Genomic DNA, 19,074 nt, shown 5'->3' on the forward strand with positions numbered 1-19,074 from the left:
CTCTATTTTACTAGAGCCACCGCATCTATCTCTACTAGAGCATTTTTAGGGAGAGTTTTTACGGCTACTGTTGAGCGTGCCGGTTTGTGTGAACCAAAAGCTTCTTCATAGATTTCATTGATAATTCCAAAATCATCCATAGATGCTATAAAGATAGTAGTCTTTACAACATCGTTCATAGAACTTCCAGCTTCTTCTAAAACAGCTTTGAGATTTGCCAAAACCTGCTTTGTCTGAATAAGCACGTCATCTTCTAGCATCACGCCTTCTGGTGTAAGTGCTATCTGTCCTGAAGTGTATACCATACCGTTTACTACGACTGCCTGCGAGTATGGTCCTATTGCCGACGGTGCTTTGCTTGTCTGTACAAATTTCATTTTAATTTCCTTATCTCATATTTTTTTTGAATTTCTTTTCATACTCTTTTTGCGCATCATCTAAAAATGATTTAAAGTCAAAAGAGTCCCAATAACCCGGAAACGTAAAAATTTCCTCACCATCGGCAGTTACAAAGTAGTGTCTTGGAGTGCTTCTTGTATTCATCCAAGACGGCAAATCATCTATATCTCTGTTTGCATGGACTAAGACATACTTTTCACTCAGTAACTTTAATATTTCTTTGTCTTGAAGAGTTGTATTTTCAAATTTTTTGCACCAAGGACACCCTGTAGAAGTTATTAGCACGTAAAGGTTCTTATGCTCTTTTTTTGCAACTTCAAGTGATTGTTCATAGTCATCCGACCAGCCAAGCTCTACACTCCAAAGTGAAGAGATCAATAGTAATGTTAAAACTATATATTTCATATTTTCCCTATTTCCAGATTGTGATTAAATTTTTAAAGACTTGGTAAAGTTCTTGAACTTCTTTAACAGTTGTTCTCTCATTTACGGCATGAATAGTGTCGTTTATGACACCGAACTCAACAACATCTATGCCCATCGGAGAGATATATCTTGCATCTGAAGTCCCGCCTGCAGTTGAGTGTTTTGGTTTGATACCAGTCACACTCTCTATGGCTGCATCTATGTTCTTGACAAGTTTTGTATCTGTGTCGGTCTTAAACGGGTAAGAGCCTTGTGTAAGTTTTAGCTCGTACTCTAAACCGTCTAAATTTTTCGCTACAAACTCACGAACTTCTTTTTGAGTAGTAAGAGTCGTGTTTCTGACATTGAACATCATATCAAGATGATTTGGAGTCACGTTTGTCACTTGCATCCCCGAACGTATGTCAGTAATTACAAACTTGCTCGGAGAGAAAAACTCATCCCCGTTATCCAAATCCGCTCCCGCCATATTCATAAGTCTTGGTGCAATGTTGTGGATAGGGTTAATAGCCTTCTCAGGATAAGCGGCATGCCCCTGTTTTCCCTTCAAAGTTATGTACCCGTTGATGGAACCTCTGCGCCCTACTTTAATGGCATCTCCGAAATTCTCTTCGCATGTCGGCTCTGCGACTACTACAGCATCCGGGAGCATTGAGTTTTCTTTTAAGTACTCTAAAACTTTAACGGTGCCGTTTATTGCATCGCCCTCTTCATCCGAAGTAAGCAAAAGAGATAAAGTACCGTTAAAAGAAGACGTTTCTTTAACAGCCTGAGTAAATGCAGCTACACCGCTTTTCATATCTTGAGTACCGCGACCAAAGATGTAACCGTCTTTTTCTACCGCTTCGTAAGGATTTGTATCCCAGCCTTCTCCCGCAGGAACAACATCGACATGCCCCGCAAAACAGAGATGCTCACCCTCTGAAAACTTCTTATAGATAAAAAGGTTTTTGACATCTTCAACATCTACACGTACAGCCGTGAAGTCAGGAAGATATTTTTCTATAAAATCCAACAATCCGCCATCGCTGGGTGTTTCGCTCTTTTGAGCTATGAGATACTTAAATAGTTCTAATACGTTCATAGATTACTCATGACCAGGATTGTCATAAAAGATGTATGAAGTAGAGTAATCACTTATCTCAAAGTAAAGTTTTTTCTCACCAGGATCGACTTTGAGGTTTTGGTTCGCATCTAGGACACCGTAACCGTATCTGTATGTTCTCGAACTTTTTCCTTGCGTAGCTTCGGCAGTTGAGAGTTTGTCTATCTTGATAAATCTTTTTACAAGTTTCTCACCCATGTAGATGTCAAGCACACCATCAGTACCAGTCCAGTTCTGGATGCTTCTGCCTATCTTGTTCTGTGTCTCTTGCGTACATCCGCTAAACATCAAAGCAAGCGCTATAGTTACTAATATTATTAATTTTTTCATATTTATTCCTTCATCTAAAAAAAGTAATTATACACTTTTTTGATTATAAAAGGCTTTTGATTTATTTTCAGTTAAAAATGGAGATTCATTCACAGAGGTGTAATTGTAATTGAACTAAGTTATACAATAATTTTATATGCGTTGTATAAATCTTCCGATAGTATTTTGTCTTGCTCATGAATTAAATTAATTACATCAATATCGATAAATTCTTCTTCATCTTCTTTAACATAATTATTGTGTAAAGTTACTTTATCCTTGGAAATTGTACATCGTGTTATATAATGATAACTCAAAGGTTTTTTAGTCTTTATTTCTTCTCTCAAAGTTGGATGACCAATTGCATTATTTCTGATAGTTCTTATTTTCTTTAATTTTTCATTTCTCCTATAATCAACGTTTAAAGATGCCAGCAAATTTTTAACTGCATCTTGTTGAACAAATAGAACTTGTAATACACCATAAATAAATATATACTTTTGTCCAATATCTAAAGGAAAATCTAACTTTACATATGAATCCATGGCTAAACTTGTATCACCAATAGTGTCAAGTGAAGCACAAATCTGGTGCAACATCGAAAATTCATTATCTGAGACTAGTCTATCAATTAATCCTGATTCATTTACATACTCTCTAATTACTTGCTCTGCATTGCCAATTAAAATAGTAATCCTTTTCAAAACTAAACACTTATAAAGTTTGTTATATAACCCTAATCCCAATCATCCAAAACAAACTCATCAGATGTATCTTGAGCTTTTGCTTCATTGATTTCCGGTTCTTTTACCTCGGCAGGTTTTGGCTTGCTCATCTGCTCTTGGAACTTAAGTTCGAGCCCGTTTGTGGTCATTACAAAGCCGTCAATACTGAGTTTTCCGTTGTGTATGTCGTTGTGGTGGTCTTTACACAACGGTACAAGGTTGTGTTTATTGTCTTGGTGGAAATGACCTATGAAACCTGCTTTGTCTGCAAGTGAGCGTTGTGAGATGTGATGGACATCTTCCGCCATTGCCCCGCAGATTACACATTTTGTTACATAAAGCTCTTTGTTGTACTTGCTTTTTTTCTTCTTGACCAGAAGCTCAAGTTCGTCAAAGTCATTTGCAAGTCTTTTTCTTATCTTGTTTGCAATCTCTAAAAAGTCCGCATCCATATGAAGAGACTTTGCAAACTCCAGACCGTAGATGCTGCTTCCGCTTCCTGATTGTAAAACCCTGTTAAACACAAGTGCATCTTTTGCTTCATCGTACTCAACACTCAGATGCAGGTCTACAACATTGTCCAGCGTTGTTATCTCTTTCATGGTAGAGAGTTGATGCAGATGCGTTGCAAAAAGAAAAAGCGAGCGGAGTTTGGCAAGCTTTATGATGGCAGATGAGACTATGGCAACGCCTGAGAGCGTCTCGGTTCCGTGACTTATCTCATCACCGAGTATGAGTGAGCGCACAGTCGCACGGTTGAAGATGTTTTTGAGTTCAAGCATCTCTACGGCAAATGTCGAGAGCCCTTTTGCAAGGTTGTCTTTAGAGACTATGCGGGTAAAGACAGAATCAAAAAGAGAGAACTGCATAACCGCCGCACTTACAAAAAATCCGGATTGAGCCATAAGAACGGCGATGCCGATGCTCTTCATAAGCGAGGACTTACCGCTAGAGTTGATGCCATACAAAAGAACACCGTTTATGTCGTGTCCGTCATGCACACCCACATCAAGCATCACCGTCTCAGGATGAGGCAGATCCATATAGTCGCGATTGCCCATTACTATGTCATTTGGCACGTAGATGCCGCCGCGTTCCTGAACTTCTATGAGCGGATGGCGAAGTTGCATCACCTGCATAAAGTTTTCATCGGCTTTTACATCGACAATCATCGGTCTTGAGTGTTTGTACATCTCGGCTACTTTAGATGAACTAACACCTACGTCAAGGTCAGCAACATAATTTATAACCCTGTCAAAAAGCAAAGAGTAGCGTCTCTCATAAACACCTTGAAGCTGTATAAACCTGTCTTTTACCAAAACCACTATTTTTCTGCGGTTTTTCATAATCTTGTCAGAGAGGGCATCAGTAAAGGCAGATGTTATCTTCACGCTGTTTGTAAGTTTTTTGACACTGAACTCTTTAAAGTCTTCATGGTTTTTGAACTCGTTTTCTATCATAGAAAAACGGTTTTTACTCAGAGAGATGTAGTAACCCTCTTTCTCCAAGATGCCAAGAGAGACTAAGCGGTTTGAACTTCCGGCATTTGCATCTGAGAGCATCTGCTCGATTTTTGTCATGATATCTTCAAAAGCTATAAGCATGGTAGAGTTTTCTTCCACCAAGATATCTACAGCTTCATCGACTCCGCTCATCAAAAAGTTTTCATCTACGGTAGCATTTGTAAAACGGCGGGAGACATCAAGGTCTATACTTTTGTTTATCTCTCTTAAAAACTCTTCGAGTTCAGATTCATGAAAAGGCGTCTTTTGTATCTTGTGTTTTTTCACATAGAGCATCAACTCTTTTACATTTAACATAGACTCATAGATATGATTCATCTCAAAAGGATGCAGACGTCCAAGGTTAAGTCTGCGGGCAAGTCTTTCCAAGTCGTAGATGCCGCGCATGGTCTCATCCAGGAATCTTGTATGCGAAGAGACTTTTTCTATAAGATTGTAACGGCGCTCCAGCTCTTCTTTTTCCATAATAGGATTTAAAAGTCTTTCTTTTAAAAGTCTTCGCCCTATTGCCGTAGCACTCTTGTCCATCATCTTTAAAAGAGTGAACTCGTTTCTGTCTTTTGAGATAATGCCCACTTGTTCTAGCGCATTGTTGCCTAGATACATAAAACGACGGTTATCTATGAGGTTTGGACGGTTTAGTTTTTGAACTATATGTATATCATGTTCTATCACAAAATGAATCAAGACTGCAAGTGACTCGGTTATCATCGGATTTCTCTCCAAATCCAGATGCTCAATAGGAGAAAGCAGTGACTGAATCTGATAAACCTCAGCAAAAAGTTTGTTCTGAAAATCAATACGAGGTCGCTCATTATTAACAGAATAGTGATAATGCTCGGCAATCTCAAGATACTGGACTACATGTTTTTGGTCCGTAACACCGTCTAAGAAACTAATTACCACTTCTGAAGTGCGGTGAATGTTTAAAAGGTTAAATATCTCATCAAGGGCGTAAGAAGGATCTTCGCTTGTACCGTGTGTCTCATAAAGCCAAGTCTTGCCTGTCGTGACATCTATGGCAGAATATCCGACATTGTAGATACCTCTGTGACAATCGATGAGAATAGACGCTATATAGTTGTCATCATTGTCAACTATGTGGTCAAAGTTTGTTCCGGGCGATACTATCTGCGAGATATATCTGCTGATTTTCGGCGGGTTGCCCTTTTGTTTTACAACGATTATCGTATATTTTTGCTCTTGGATTAGACGGCTTAAATAACGCTCAAAAGAGACTGCAGGCACACCTGCTAGAAGCGGGTTTTTGTCAGAGTTTTCTATGATATTTTTATTTTTTTTAGTAAGCTGAATGTTTAGTAGTTCTGCTATCTCTTTGGCTTTTCCGACTTGTTCTTCATCATTGTTTACTTCATATACTTCAAAGAAAGTCCCTATTTCCATAAAGACTACAGTATTGGTCCCATACTTCTCTTCAAAATGTCTCTGTAAATCGAAATATGTCTGAGTTAATAATTTATCTTTGTTATTTATAATTGAACTTACGTCTGATGAGAGCATTGATTACTTTTCCACTGTTTATATTGGTTGAGATTATATCATAAATGCCATATTTGGGAATAAAACAGGAATAAGAATTGCTTAATTTGTGACAAATTGTATTGATTTTTATGTTTTATTTTGTATAATCAATTCTCAATATGTTATATCACTAAAATGAATGGGATGTTCAAATGAAAAAAAGATTATTGCTTGCTATTTCAGTAGTAGCAACGCTAAGTGCTCAAGATTTAAAGACTACAGTTGACGAAGTTTTATCCACTAATCCAATTATTCTTGAAAGACTCAAGAACTACAATGCTACAAAAGAAGATATCAAAAGTGCAGAAGCAGGATACTATCCAAAACTTGACTTATCTTTAGGCATAGGTAGTGAACATACGGAAAAAAGAGCAAGTGCCCTGGCATCTTCAGACGGCTCATTTGACTTCTCGGTATATCAAAACTCATTGACTTATACGCACAATCTTTTTAAAGGTTTTGAGACTACATACCAAGTAGAAGAACAAAAAAACAGAACTATTGCAGCAGCTTACAGCTACATAGAAAAAGTTAATGACACATCTTTTGAGATGGTAAACAGTTATCTTCAAGTTATGAGAAACAGAGAACTTTTAGAAAATGCAAAAGCAAATGTTGAGATTAACAAAGAGATTTTCAAAAAAGTACAAAAGCTTTACGATGCAGGTCTTACGACTCTGTCTGAAGTAAATAAGATAGAATCTTCTCTTGCTCTTGCAAAATCAAACTATGTAGTTCAAGAAAACACTCTTTTGGATGTTACATACAATATGCAAAGGGTTTTAGGTAGATATCTAGATCCTGAGACAATGGTTAGACCTACATTAAATGTAGCTCTTCCTGCAAATATAGAAGATGCAGCACAGTACGCCATGCAAAATAACCCTTCACTATTAGTGAGTAAATATAACATCAAACTTGCACAAGCTACATACAAGGAGAAAAAATCTCCTTTTTATCCTCACTTAGACATAGAAGTATCGCAGTCTATGAACAAAAATCTAAGTGCCGTAGAGGGTGAAAATGACCGTTTTAGAGCAATGGCGTTTTTAACATACAACTTTTTCAACGGTTTTGCTGATGAAGCTGCACTACAAAAAAGCGTAAGCACTATTCATCAAGAAGTTGAGTTAAAAAACACTCTAAGAAGAGAAGTCATCGAAGGACTTAACCTATCATGGGCAGCAAATGAAAAACTGGGTGACCAGCTAGAGCATCTAAAAGACTATAAAAAATTCTCACTGCAAACTCTTACACTTTATGCAAAAGAGTATGACTTGGGTCGTCGTTCACTACTGGACCTGCTTTCTGCACAAAATGATTTCATTGGTGCAAAAGGTCAAATTATCAATACTGAATACAGCATGCTCTATGCAAAGTACAGAATTCTGGATGCTATGGGAACTCTGGTTAGTACGGTCATAGGAAACACTGATATTGTTTACTCAAATGTCGGTCTTATCGGTGAGACACCGAAAAATGAAGATACACTTCCTGTTGCATTTGACAGAGACAGAGACCTTATCGTAGATGAAGAAGATATCTGTAATAACTCACTGCCAACAGAGATGCGAAGTTTATACGGTTGTAAATTTGTATATGAAGACACTAAGCGCATAGAGAGATACAGCGGTTTCTTATTTGAAAAAGGCAGTGCAAATCTGACTTCTGCAGGTCAAGAGAGACTTAACAAACTAATCACTCAGATTCAGCCTTACGGTTGGCAAAATCTTAAATTTGATGTTCTAGGCAATGTTGAAGATGAAAAACTGACAAAAGAACAACTTAAAGAACTTTCCGCTCAAAGAGCCCAGACAATTAAAACAAAACTTACTCAAGCCGGTGCAAATGCAGAATTTATTGCACTTCACTCAAAGGCTGATACGGCTCCTATGTTTAGTGATGAGAGTGATGATTCCATCGGATTAAATAATCGTGCGGATATCATTGTAAGAAAATTGAAAAAATAAGGGCAGTAACTGCTCATAGAAAAAATATTAAAAACTATGATAAAGGTTAAGACAAATGCTTATAACAAGTGCTGATAACTTAAGAATGGACGCTTTGCTTGATTGCTTGGTTCTTTTTACAAAGTTATATCACAAACCATTCTCAGCAGAAGCTTTAACTGCCGGATTACCTATTGAGCCCGGAAGTGAGGCGCCGGAACTTTTTTCTATAAACAACGCAAAAGGTCTATTTTCAAGAGCAGCAGAAAAGGCTGGGTTAAAATCAAGCCTTATTAGAAGACCACTTTCACAAATATCACCTCTACAACTTCCTATGATAATTTTACTCTCAAACCAAAGTGCATGTATTTTAGACAGATACAGCGAAGACGGAAGCCAAGTAAAAATAATAATGCCTGCAGAAGATGCCGTTGAGCAGTGGGTAGATATTGAAGTACTGGAAGACGAGTACATAGGTTACGGTTTTATGGTTAAAAAAGCTTTTGAGTATGCAGATGAAAACTCAAGAACTCTAAACTTAAACCAAAAACACTGGTTTTGGAGCACTATAAAACTCTCGGCAGGAGTATATAAAGATGTACTTTATGCTTCACTTCTTATAAACCTCTTTGTTCTTGCATCTCCACTCTTTACCATGAATGTTTACGACAGAGTAGTTCCAAATAATGCCATAGAAACACTTTGGGTATTTGCAATCGGGGTAAGTATTATTTATATATTAGACACATTTTTAAAGTTCACTCGGACCTACCTGCTTGAAAGTGCTGCAAAAAAGAGTGATATTATTATGTCCTCAATCATCTTTGAAAAGGTACTAGATTTAAAAATGGCACATCATCCTGCATCTGTAGGGTCATTTTCGAGTAACATAAAAGATTTTGACTCTATTAGAAGTTTTTTGACAAATGCTACGATGGCTGCCGTAATTGACCTTCCTTTTGCAGTTATTTTTCTTGCTGTAATCGGTTATATAGGTGGAAGTATTGTTGCTATTCCTATTATTACAATGTTGTTAATTCTATCTTATGCAGTATTTATTAAAAAACCTCTGCGTGCAAGCATCGAAAGTACACATGAAGCCAGTGCTAAAAAGAGTTCAATCCTTATAGAGACTCTAAACAATATAGAGACTCTAAAAACTCTTGGAACACTGAACCAAGTACAATGGAAGTGGGAAGAATCAACCGGAGAAATCGCAGGAAAAAGCCTTAAATCTCGACTTATGTCAGCTTCTATTCCGACTGTTACTCAACTTTTTATACAATTAAACACTGTTATGATTATAGTTTACGGTGTATATCTCATACAAGAGTTTGAACTCTCAATGGGTGGGTTAATTGCTATTGTTATACTTACAGGCAGAACACTCGCGCCTATGGGACAAGTAGCTGCACTTTTGACAAACTACGAAGACACTAAGACATCTTATGAGACATTAAATGAGATTATTTCTCAGCCTAGTGAGAGACCTGCCGGAAAGAAATTTGTTGAGAGACCTGATTTTAGCGGTCATATAGAATTTGTAGATGTTACCTTCTCTTATCCAAACACGGATGTTCCTGCGCTCAAAAATGCATCTTTTGCAATAAAACCGGGAGAACATGTAGCCATTATAGGTAGAATAGGTTCCGGTAAAAGTACAATCCAAAAACTTATACTCGGTCTTTACGAACCTGATTCCGGTCAGATTTTAATAGACGGTATTGATATCAAACAGATAGATCCGGCTGATTTGAGAAAACATATGGGTTATGTATCTCAAGATATTATGCTATTTCGAGGAACTGTAAAAGATAACATTACATACAGAGCTACGCATGCCAGCGATTCACAAATGATACGAGCATCAGTGATAAGCGGTGCTTCCGAATTTATCAAAAAACATCCAAAAGGCTATGAGATGCCAATCGGAGAAAGAGGACAAGGATTATCCGGTGGGCAAAGGCAGAGTATTGGTATTGCAAGAGCTTTTTTAACAAATGCTCCAATTATGCTCATGGATGAACCGAGCAATGCTATGGACCAAATCACAGAGTCCAAACTACTTGAGAGTTTAACTGTAAACTTAAAAGGCATTACATCTATATTTGTAACACAAAAGATGACTCTTTTAAAAATTGTGGATAGGGTTATAGTTATGAATGAGGGTAAAATTTTTATAGATGCTCCAAAAGAAGAAGCTTTAAAACAACTACAAGGCGGAGGTAAAAAAAGTGAAGAAAGCGAATAAGCCTGTAGAATATACGGAAAAAGATTACGATTTTATGAATAGCCTCAGCTCGGCTATTTTAGAGCAAACACCTTCTAGAGTAAGTAAAGTTCTTAAAATATGGCTAATAACAATTTTTCTTTTTATACTTTGGGCCTCTTTAGCAGAAATAGATGAGATTACAAGAGGCGACGGTGATGTTATACCATATGGACAGAATCAGGTTATTCAAAATCTTGAAGGCGGTATTGTAGAATCTATTTTAGTAAAAGAAGGAGACAGTGTTAAACGCGATCAGATTATACTGAAAATCAGCAATGCAAAATCAATCTCAACATCCAAAACAAATGAAATGAAATTTTATGAACTTAAAGCAAAGAGTTTAAGACTTTATGCAGAAGCGAATGACCTTGAGTTTCAGGAGATACAAACAACCTCGTCTGAATTAAAACAGCAGATTAAACTTGCCAAAGAGCTTTATGAATCCAACAAATTGGAGTTTTTGGCAAAAGACAACTCTTTTATAGAACAGATAGAACAAAGAAAACAAGAGTATAAAGAAGCAAAAGCCAGAGTTTCATCTTTGAGAAAATCACTTGAATATGTTTCAGAAGAGATTGCTATGACCGCACCAATGGTTAGAGAGGGTGTAAAATCAAAGGTTGATTTTCTAAAACTAAAAAGAGAGGCTAACGGTATAGAAAACGATATCGAAGCAGCTGAACTTTCACTGCCGCGCTTGGCTTCTGCTATTACTGAATACAGAGAAAAACGCATAGAATCAAAACAACTCTTTATCAACAATGCGAAAAAAGAACTAAATGAGGTCACTGCCGAGCTATCAAGACTTGAAACACAACAAGTAGCTTACAGTGACCAGGTTGAGAGGACTATGGTTAAATCACCTGTTGACGGTATTGTTCAAAAATTATTTATAAATACCGTAGGTGGTGTTATCAAACCTGGTGATGATTTAGTAGAAATTGTTCCAACAAATGAAAAACTATTTTTAGAGGTAAAAATCAAACCTAGCGATATAGCATTTTTACATCCGGGAGCAGAGGCAAAGGTAAAAGTGTCTGCATATGACTTTGCTATTCACGGTGGGTTAGTTGGAAAAATTGTGAATATCTCGCCTGATACAATTACTGATAAACAAGAGAATACTTTTTATCTTATACACATTGAAACAGAAAAAAATTACTTAGGAACAAAAGAGCACCCGCTTCAGATTATTCCGGGTATGACTGTCAGTGTCGATATTGTTACAGGTCAAAAAACTGTCATGCAGTATATTTTAAAACCAATTTTAAAATCAAAACAATATGTTTTTTCGGAGAGATAAATGCAAATAGTATTTTTTAGTTCAAGTTTTGATACGATTGACGAATGGAAATTGCGACACAATGCAGAAGTGTATGCTTCATGTTATGATGTAGATTCGTTAATTTCTGAGCTGAAAAATTTACACTCATATATTATAATAGCTGATTATGACAGTGTAGCAACTGACATTAATCACTGGATTTCATCAAATACTCTGCCTCAGAATGTCATAGTTCTTGAGAGAGCACCTGAAATAACTACTGGTAAAATGCTGTTATCTCATGGTGTAAAAGCGTATGGAAATTCAAGAATGCTTACTAATCATTACATGCAAATGATAGAAGTCGTTAAAAACGGTAATATTTGGACATATCCGGCTCTAACCGCAAAACTAGTAAAGAGCAAAAGCAGAGATTCTTTAAACGAAGATGCAAAAAAGTTACTGGAAAACAGGCTCTCCAAAAAAGAGCAAGAAGTAGTTTACTTAATTCTTGAAGGTCTTACTAACGATGCAATTGCTTCAAGACTTGAAATCACGACAAGAACCGTAAAAGCTCATGTTAGTGCAATCTTCTCAAAACTACATATAAATGACAGAGTCTCTTTAATTCTTCTTTTAAAATAAATCTTTAACTATTAAATTGTTTTAAACCCGAATTTATTTCGGGTTTAAATAAGTTGTTTTTCTAACTCTCTGAAATTTCGATATCTGTACTGATTTCTAGTGTTACAGTACTATCACCTTCACCGCCTATAACCTCTTGATAAGTTTGTCCAGACTCGGCATCTGTTTTAAAGTCTCCTAGAGTCCACTCAGCATCCGGACCTTCTGTATTAAGGTTTATACTATCGTTTTCGTCGCCCTCTATTCTTAGAACGTTATCTGTATCTGTTATTTCTAGTACATCTTCAATACTAATGGAAGTGATATTTTGTGCACCCTCACCTAAACCGAGAACATCAATATCCGAGTAGTCACCACTCAACGCACCAAAATCGATTTCCATATCTTCAGTAGCTAAAAGTGAGTCAACACTATCATCCGGTGTATCTTCCGCTATAGTGTCTTCGTCGCTCTCTTCGGTATTAACAACTTCATCTACAGTAGTCTCAGTAGTCACATCGGAAGTATCTTCATCTGTCGTATCTTCTGCTACGGCATCTGTTGTATCTTCTGCAAGAGTATCTTCATCTACTGCATCTGTAGTGTCTTCATCTGTAGTAACTTCATCACTTGCAGGTGTATGTACTACATCATCTGTAGTATCTTCTTCAACGGCATCTATAGTATCTTCATCTACCGTTTCTTCTGCGCTTGCAGCTGTTATGATTACGGAATCTATTGTACTCTCATCACTTGCAGGTGTATTTATAACAGCATCTGTAGTTGATTCAGCTACGGTTTCTGTTGTATCTTCATCCGTAGTATCTTCGTCTATTGCACCGGAGTTTACAACATCACTGGTATCTTCGTCTACCGCATCCGTAGTTGCTTCAGCAACTGTACTCTCAGGGGTCGCATCTGTAGTGTCTTCATCTGTAGTGTCTTCATCCACTGCGTCTGTTGTATTTTCTGTCGTAGTGTCTTCATCTACTGCATCTGTCGTTGATTCATCTGTTGTCTCTTCTGCGCTTGCAGGAGTATGTACCACATCATCTGTCGTATCTTCTTCTACTGCAGGTATTGTGTCTTCATCCACTGTTTCTTCTGCACTTGCAGCAACAAGAACAATAGGATTAGTCGTGTCTTCATCTACTGCATCTGTTGTCGTTTCAGCAATTGTACTCTCAGGTACTTCATCTGTTGTATCTTCATCTGTAGTATCTTCCGCTATTGCATCTGTTGTTTGTTCATCAGCTGTATTTTCCGCTACGGCATCCGTTGTCTCTTCATCGGTTGTAGACTCATCGACAGCATCCGTTGTCTCTTCAGGTGCTGTTTCTTCGCTAACCGCATCGATAGTTGCTTCAGGTGCAGTTTCTTCAGCTACTGCATCTGTTGTATCTTCATCAGTCGTCGCCTCATCACTTGCAGGAGTAATTACAATAGTACCTACTGTATCTTCAGGAACGGCTTCTATTGTATCTTCTGCTGTTGTATCTTCATCTACAGCCGGTGTAGTCTGCTCGTCTGTCGTTTCTTCAGCACTGCCTGCAATAGTATCTTCAGGCGTAGTCTGCTCATCAACTCCATCAGTAGTCTGCTCATCAACAGTAGTTTCTGCTATTGCATCTGTAGTTTGCTCGTCAGCAGTATCTTCTGCAGGTGTATAGTTTGTATCCTCTGCCGTTGTACTCTCAGGAATTTCAGCTACTGTCGCTTCAGGAATAGCGTCCGTCGTATCTTCTGCTATTGTGTCTTCTGATGCATTGTTCTCAACAGCACCTCCAACCTTAAACTCTTGACTATTACTTCCACCACCAAAAGCATTCCCGGTATGGATAACTTCATAAGAATCAAACGTCGTACCGTCATTGATAGTTATAGTTGTGTCAGCATTATCTCTTGAATCATAAACATCATCTATGCTTACTCTTCCAACTTCTTCTCCATCTTTATAAAGAATTACCTCACCCTCATCTTTACTAGGTTTGTAAGACTTAATCTCTATACTTAAATCATCTACATCATGGCCTAGAGAAATTATTCCTGTAGAATCACCTGCTTGATTTAGATTAGACTTATCTGCTCCACCATTCTCATAAGTATCTTCTGCTGTTGTACTCTCATCTGTTGTGCTTTCTGCTGCAGCATTTGTTGTATCTTCTGCTACTGCATCTGTTGTACTTTCATCCGTAGTACTTTCAGTTTGTGCATCATGAGTCTGTTCAGCAGTTGTATCTTCAGACACCGCTTCTGTTGTATCTTCAGGAGTTGTGTCTTCTGTTGATGAACCATCATTAATTGTTTGTGCAACAGTTGTGACCCAAACTCCTTGAGCATTTTGATGATACCCAGCAGCTTCCATTGCTTCTGAATCTATTTCAGGTTCATTTTCATCTCTGTCACCGCTGTCATCATGTCCGCTGTCGTTTCCACTGTCATGTCCGCTGTCATGTCCGCTGTCATCTCTGCTGTCGTTTCCACTGTTATGTCCACTGTCATCTCCGCTGTCATCATCAGATCTATAAATATAATTAGTTGTGTCTACAGGAACTTCTACTTCTACTTCTGTGCTCTCTGGAGTATCAGTTGTAGCTTCATCAGTTGTAGCTTCTGCAACTGCGTCTGTTGTACTTTCAGGAGTTGTGTCTTCAGGTATAGAAGTATCTTCTGCTACAGTTGACTCAGGTGTTGCGTCTGTTGTTGATTCATCTGTTGTTGATTCAGGAACTTCTGGAGTTGTATCTTCTGCAACTGTAGACTCTGGGACTTCTGCTGATGTATCTTCCGCTGTCGTCTGTTCATCACTTGCAGGAGTGTTCACAACTTCATTTGTAGTATCTTCCGGTATCTCTGCTGTAGTATCTTCAGGAATTGTATCTTCTGTCACAGAATCCGTAGTACTTTCAGGCTCTGTTTCTTCCGGTCTCTCACTAATTATCTCATATGAAGCAATTGTCATCTCTGCTCTAGCTTCTGTAGTTATGACCTCAGGTGTTGTGTCTTCATCACTTGCAGGTGTAATAACTATCTCATCAACGGTCTGCTCGGCTACAGCATCTGTTGTACTTTCAGGAGTTGTGTCTTCATCTACTGCATCTACAGTATCTTCATCTGTCGTATCTTCATCAACAGCATCTACAGTATCTTCTGCCACAGTATTTTCAGCCGCAGCGTCTATTGTATCCTCATCTGTTGTATCTTCTTCTACCGCATCTGTTGTATCTTCATCTGTAGTTTGTTCTGCAGCTTCTTCTCTATTTACAACGTCGCTTGTATCTTCATCTACTGCATCTACTGTTTGTTCGGCTGTTGTACTCTCAGGAACAGCATTTGTGGTATCTTCATCTGTAGTAGCTTCTGGAGTTGCAGCTCTGTTTACTACTTCATCTGTTGTATCCTCTGCCACCGCATCTATTGTATCTTCATCCGTTGTTGCTTCCGGAGATGCCGGAGTATGTACTACATCTTCTGTTGTATCTTCATCTACTGCAGGTGTTGTATCTTCAGCTGTTGTAGCTTCTGGAATCTCATCTGTTGTAGCTTCTGCAGTTGTATCCTCATCTACTGCATCTGTTGTATCTTCATCCGTTGTATCTTCTTCTACTGCATCTGTTGTATCTTCATCTGTTGTTTGTTCTGCACTTGCAGGAGTAATTACATAGCTGTCTGTTGTATTTTCTGCAACCGCATCTGTTGTATCTTCTGCAGTTGTACTTTCATCACTCGCCGGTGTAACAACTATTCCATCAATTGTATCTTCTGCCACTGCATCTGTCGTATCTTCCGGAGTTGTTTGTTCATCTGTAGTATTTTCAGTATCTTCTGGTATTGTGTCTTCAGCTACCGCATCTGTCGTTTGCTCAGGTGTTGTTGTTTCTGGAGTTGTATCTTCAGTAATACTGGCAGTCGGAACAGTAGTCTGCTCATCTGTTGTATTCTCAGGTATTGTATCTTCAGGCGTACCTGGTATTGTATCTTCCGGTGTATCTGGTGTTTTAGCTTCTGTCGCAATGGTAGATATACTTTCAGAAGTCGCATCTTCGCTACTATCTTCTTCACCGCCAAATGCACGTTCTCTAAGAGTTGCGTTAATATTTACACTTGCATTATTCAAATCTGCAAAATCAGCTTCACCACCTTCTGATGATTCTGGTCCGGCTTCTTCTCCGGCCGCTGTTTCAAGGTCATCTACATTATCGCTATCTCCAAGATCATCCAATATTGACTGAATCGATTCTGGTTGGGTTACTGTTTCATTTGTTGCAAATTCTTCTGATGCTAAAGAAGAGTCAAAAAGTTGTTCCTGATCCCCTAGCACTACGATGCCCCCGTTACCATCATTCATACCAATGATAACACTGTCAATACCCTTATTGGATTTGTCTCCTATAACGACCTCACCCTCATATATCTTGTCACCTTTTGAGAGTTCACGAAGAGAACCATCTTCAGCTTTTGCGTAAAACTTACCATCGATACTTTCGATTTTTCCAATTACTTTTGACATAATAGACTCCTTAGAAAATAGCTAATTGTCAAATAGTATGATAATTTTAAGTAAATGTATATTGGACTTGAGTACAGTAGATTAACTTTTAAGTTAAAAAAGTATAGTATTTGCAAAATTAAGTCTAAAAGAGAATCTATGAAAAACATTAAAGAAGCAATAATTTCATTGGATATTATGCCAAGAGAAACTTACGATAAGTTTAGTAAGTTCTCAAAACTGCAAAATGCTTCTCCAGATGAGATTTGGAAACATTATCCATCAACCGGACTTAACAACTACGATTCAAACACAATGGTATTAGAAGCCTCAATTATAGAGACTTATCTATTAGTCAACTACCTAAAAGACAATAACATAAAAGCCAGATTTTGGTACAACAATCCTCTCTTTATTCATAACGACGATTTATATAGAATAAGGGGAAATGAGATTATTAAAGAATCAATAGAGAACTTATATTTTGTCTCTATGAGAGAAGCACTGTCTCATCCGTTTTTTAGAATATTAAAGATTATTTTACAAAAAAGAGGCGGTGATTTAGTAAAACCGAACATTCAAACAATGGAAAATGCCGGCTGTATGAACAAGTTTTATGCAAAAAGAGAACTTTATAACAAAAGAGAAAAATATTTAGGTGATGTCATCATACCTTTTAACATAACCCAAAGAGATCACGAAGTATTTATGAAGTATGTAAAAGAGAATCTAGGTGATAAAATAGTTTTAAAAAAAGATTGTGTACAAGAAGGAAAAGGTGTTATTTTTAAAGATTTAACAAGAGAAAACCAGATGCAAAGCATCTCAAAAATACTAAACTCACACAAAACTAAAGACAGAGAAGTCCTAATCTCTTCTGCATATGAAATTGAACGAGAATATAGATGTTATTTTACTCAACATGGCGATAAAAAAACAGTTTACTCCATAAAACAAAGAGTTAATTCAGAAGATATCGATGTTTACGATAAAGATGATATTACCATTTACAAAAATATTGCAGTAAAATGGCACGAAGTTAAAACTGACTCAGATATTTTTAAATTTGGAAGTGAAATAACTAAAGATATGCTTGAATATCTTAGTTTTGACACAGGATGTTTGGAATTTGCAAAAACAAAAGATGGAAAAATAATATTTTTTGAAGTAAATCAAATGGCAGGTCCGCTGCCTTTTGCAGGTGAAGACACAAAAAACATGACACGTTATTATTATAGTATGTTTGATAATATGTTTAAAAAATAAAATCTGAAATTTACAAAGTGAAAACATTAAGCGAATTTATAAAAAACAATAAAAATCTTATAGATTTAATGAAAAAGTGTTCATATCATTATGATAATGAAAATTTAAACCTTCACCACCTAGAAGGTGATGTATGGACACATACTCTCATGGCATACATAAACACTGTCAAATATAAATGTTCAACTTATGTTAAATGGGCAGTTTTATTACATGACATCGGTAGGATTTACACAAGAACTGAAAATATATCGAAAAAACGTGTGTCGTTTGGTGATTTTGAAGGTGCATCAATTTTTACTTCTATTGATATACTCAATAAAACAAAATTGACACACGATGAAAAAATTAAAGTCCTAAAAATAATTTCATATCAATATACAATTATTGATCATGTAAAATATAAAAAACCATCTCATGAGACATTGCTCAATAAATTTAAATATGAAGAAGATATCTTACATGAGTTATCAAATTATGTAAAGTGTGATTTATTAGGTAGAAAAATAGATAAAAGCAGAATTCATTTCTACAACAAAGAAAGCATTGAACACTTTATCGGTTATACTAAAAATATTCAAAAAAATATTAAAGAGACTAAAGAAAAGAAAAATACATTAAATATCCTAGTAGGTCCACCATGTTCTAAAAAAAGCACTTGGGTGAAAAAATATAATAATGAAGCAATTATAATAAACAGAGACTCATCGGTTGAAGAGATAGGTAAAAAATATAATAAAAATAGTTATGATGAAGCATATAATTACATGCTAAAGAATCCAAATATAAAGATCGAAGTTGATGCTCTTGAAAAAAAAATAAAATATCAAGCAATTAACTCTAAAAATATAGATGTAATTATAGATAATCCAAACCTCAGTTCAAAAAATAGAAAAACATGGATAAATATTTTTAAAAATACTCACACAATTAGTGTAGTTGTTTTTTTATCTTCATTTAATGAATTACAAAAATGCAGTGAAGAACGAAAAAAAAAGATAAATAAAAGCATAAGTAAAAAAGGATTAATAAATAAATTCAAACTCTTCAACTATCCACTGCTAAATGAAGGTATAGATAATATAAGCTATAAATAAAAATAAGGATATTTGTAAACAGATTAAGTAAATAAAGTTAAAAAGAGGGAGTAAATAAGAGTAAATTGATCAACTAGGCAGCGA

The 19,074-nt window shown here is 36.7% G+C and carries 13 protein-coding genes; 6 read left to right on the forward strand and 7 right to left on the reverse strand.

The window, feature by feature from the left end:
• Positions 1-2 precede the first annotated feature (2 nt).
• The 6 genes from ABYK18_RS10875 to ABYK18_RS10900 all read right to left on the reverse strand — a co-directional run bounded on the left by ABYK18_RS10875 (position 3) and on the right by ABYK18_RS10900 (position 6,008).
• Complete coding sequence (locus ABYK18_RS10875; protein WP_373036700.1) at positions 3-377, reverse strand: RidA family protein; 375 nt, start codon at positions 375-377, stop codon at positions 3-5.
• Between the two features lie 10 nt (positions 378-387).
• A complete protein-coding gene (locus tag ABYK18_RS10880) occupies positions 388-804 on the reverse strand; it encodes a thioredoxin family protein (RefSeq protein WP_373036701.1) in 417 nt (138 codons plus the stop codon).
• A 7-nt stretch (positions 805-811) separates the two neighbouring features.
• Positions 812-1,909, reverse strand: coding sequence for a succinyl-diaminopimelate desuccinylase (gene dapE / locus ABYK18_RS10885; protein WP_373036702.1), 1,098 nt, complete (start codon positions 1,907-1,909; stop codon positions 812-814).
• A 3-nt stretch (positions 1,910-1,912) separates the two neighbouring features.
• Positions 1,913-2,260, reverse strand: coding sequence for a hypothetical protein (locus ABYK18_RS10890; protein ID WP_373036703.1), 348 nt, complete (start codon positions 2,258-2,260; stop codon positions 1,913-1,915).
• A gap of 119 nt (positions 2,261-2,379) precedes the next feature.
• Positions 2,380-2,943, reverse strand: coding sequence for a hypothetical protein (locus tag ABYK18_RS10895; RefSeq protein ID WP_373036704.1), 564 nt, complete (start codon positions 2,941-2,943; stop codon positions 2,380-2,382).
• A 32-nt stretch (positions 2,944-2,975) separates the two neighbouring features.
• Entirely contained in the window at positions 2,976-6,008 is a 3,033-nt protein-coding gene (locus ABYK18_RS10900) for an HNH endonuclease (protein WP_373036705.1), read from the reverse strand.
• Between the two features lie 173 nt (positions 6,009-6,181).
• Between ABYK18_RS10900 and ABYK18_RS10905 the strand changes: the two genes are divergently transcribed.
• Genes ABYK18_RS10905 through ABYK18_RS10920 form a run of 4 tightly spaced genes read left to right on the forward strand, consistent with a single transcriptional unit; the run spans position 6,182 to position 12,159 of the window.
• Positions 6,182-7,999 carry a TolC family outer membrane protein gene (locus ABYK18_RS10905; RefSeq protein ID WP_373036706.1) on the forward strand — a complete coding sequence of 606 codons (1,818 nt, stop codon included), beginning with the start codon at positions 6,182-6,184 and terminating at the stop codon, positions 7,997-7,999.
• 55 nt (positions 8,000-8,054) lie between these two features.
• Positions 8,055-10,229 (forward strand): type I secretion system permease/ATPase, encoded by a 2,175-nt coding sequence (locus ABYK18_RS10910; protein ID WP_373036707.1) that lies wholly within the window; start codon positions 8,055-8,057, stop codon positions 10,227-10,229.
• On the forward strand, positions 10,213-11,553 hold the full coding sequence (locus tag ABYK18_RS10915) for an HlyD family type I secretion periplasmic adaptor subunit (protein ID WP_373036708.1): 1,341 nt from the start codon (positions 10,213-10,215) through the stop codon (positions 11,551-11,553). The genes ABYK18_RS10910 and ABYK18_RS10915 overlap by 17 nt, the downstream gene beginning before the upstream one ends.
• Positions 11,554-12,159, forward strand: a complete 606-nt coding sequence (locus ABYK18_RS10920) for a response regulator transcription factor (RefSeq protein WP_373036709.1) — start codon at positions 11,554-11,556, stop codon at positions 12,157-12,159.
• Positions 12,160-12,220: 61 nt separating this feature from the next.
• Here the strand turns inward: ABYK18_RS10920 and ABYK18_RS10925 are convergent, their stop codons facing one another.
• Entirely contained in the window at positions 12,221-16,648 is a 4,428-nt protein-coding gene (locus tag ABYK18_RS10925; protein WP_373036710.1) for a hypothetical protein, read from the reverse strand.
• 138 nt (positions 16,649-16,786) lie between these two features.
• Between ABYK18_RS10925 and ABYK18_RS10930 the strand changes: the two genes are divergently transcribed.
• Entirely contained in the window at positions 16,787-17,893 is a 1,107-nt protein-coding gene (locus ABYK18_RS10930; RefSeq protein ID WP_373036711.1) for a hypothetical protein, read from the forward strand.
• Positions 17,894-17,910: 17 nt separating this feature from the next.
• Positions 17,911-18,990, forward strand: coding sequence for an AAA family ATPase (locus ABYK18_RS10935; protein WP_373036712.1), 1,080 nt, complete (start codon positions 17,911-17,913; stop codon positions 18,988-18,990).
• Positions 18,991-19,074: the final 84 nt, after the last annotated feature.

Origin of the sequence: Sulfurimonas sp. (assembly GCF_041563495.1) — a bacterium.
Classification (GTDB): domain Bacteria; phylum Campylobacterota; class Campylobacteria; order Campylobacterales; family Sulfurimonadaceae; genus Sulfurimonas.

Bases quoted from the DNA above. Each gene is read 5' to 3' on its own strand.
- ABYK18_RS10875 (WP_373036700.1), bottom strand. From the start codon at position 377: ATGAAATTTGTACAGACAAGCAAAGCACCGTCGGCAATAGGACCATAC.
- ABYK18_RS10880 (WP_373036701.1), bottom strand. From the start codon at position 804: ATGAAATATATAGTTTTAACATTACTATTGATCTCTTCACTTTGGAGT.
- dapE (WP_373036702.1), bottom strand. From the start codon at position 1,909: ATGAACGTATTAGAACTATTTAAGTATCTCATAGCTCAAAAGAGCGAA.
- ABYK18_RS10890 (WP_373036703.1), bottom strand. From the start codon at position 2,260: ATGAAAAAATTAATAATATTAGTAACTATAGCGCTTGCTTTGATGTTT.
- ABYK18_RS10900 (WP_373036705.1), bottom strand. From the start codon at position 6,008: ATGCTCTCATCAGACGTAAGTTCAATTATAAATAACAAAGATAAATTA.
- ABYK18_RS10905 (WP_373036706.1), top strand. From the start codon at position 6,182: ATGAAAAAAAGATTATTGCTTGCTATTTCAGTAGTAGCAACGCTAAGT.
- ABYK18_RS10910 (WP_373036707.1), top strand. From the start codon at position 8,055: ATGCTTATAACAAGTGCTGATAACTTAAGAATGGACGCTTTGCTTGAT.
- ABYK18_RS10920 (WP_373036709.1), top strand. From the start codon at position 11,554: ATGCAAATAGTATTTTTTAGTTCAAGTTTTGATACGATTGACGAATGG.
- ABYK18_RS10925 (WP_373036710.1), bottom strand. From the start codon at position 16,648: ATGTCAAAAGTAATTGGAAAAATCGAAAGTATCGATGGTAAGTTTTAC.
- ABYK18_RS10930 (WP_373036711.1), top strand. From the start codon at position 16,787: ATGAAAAACATTAAAGAAGCAATAATTTCATTGGATATTATGCCAAGA.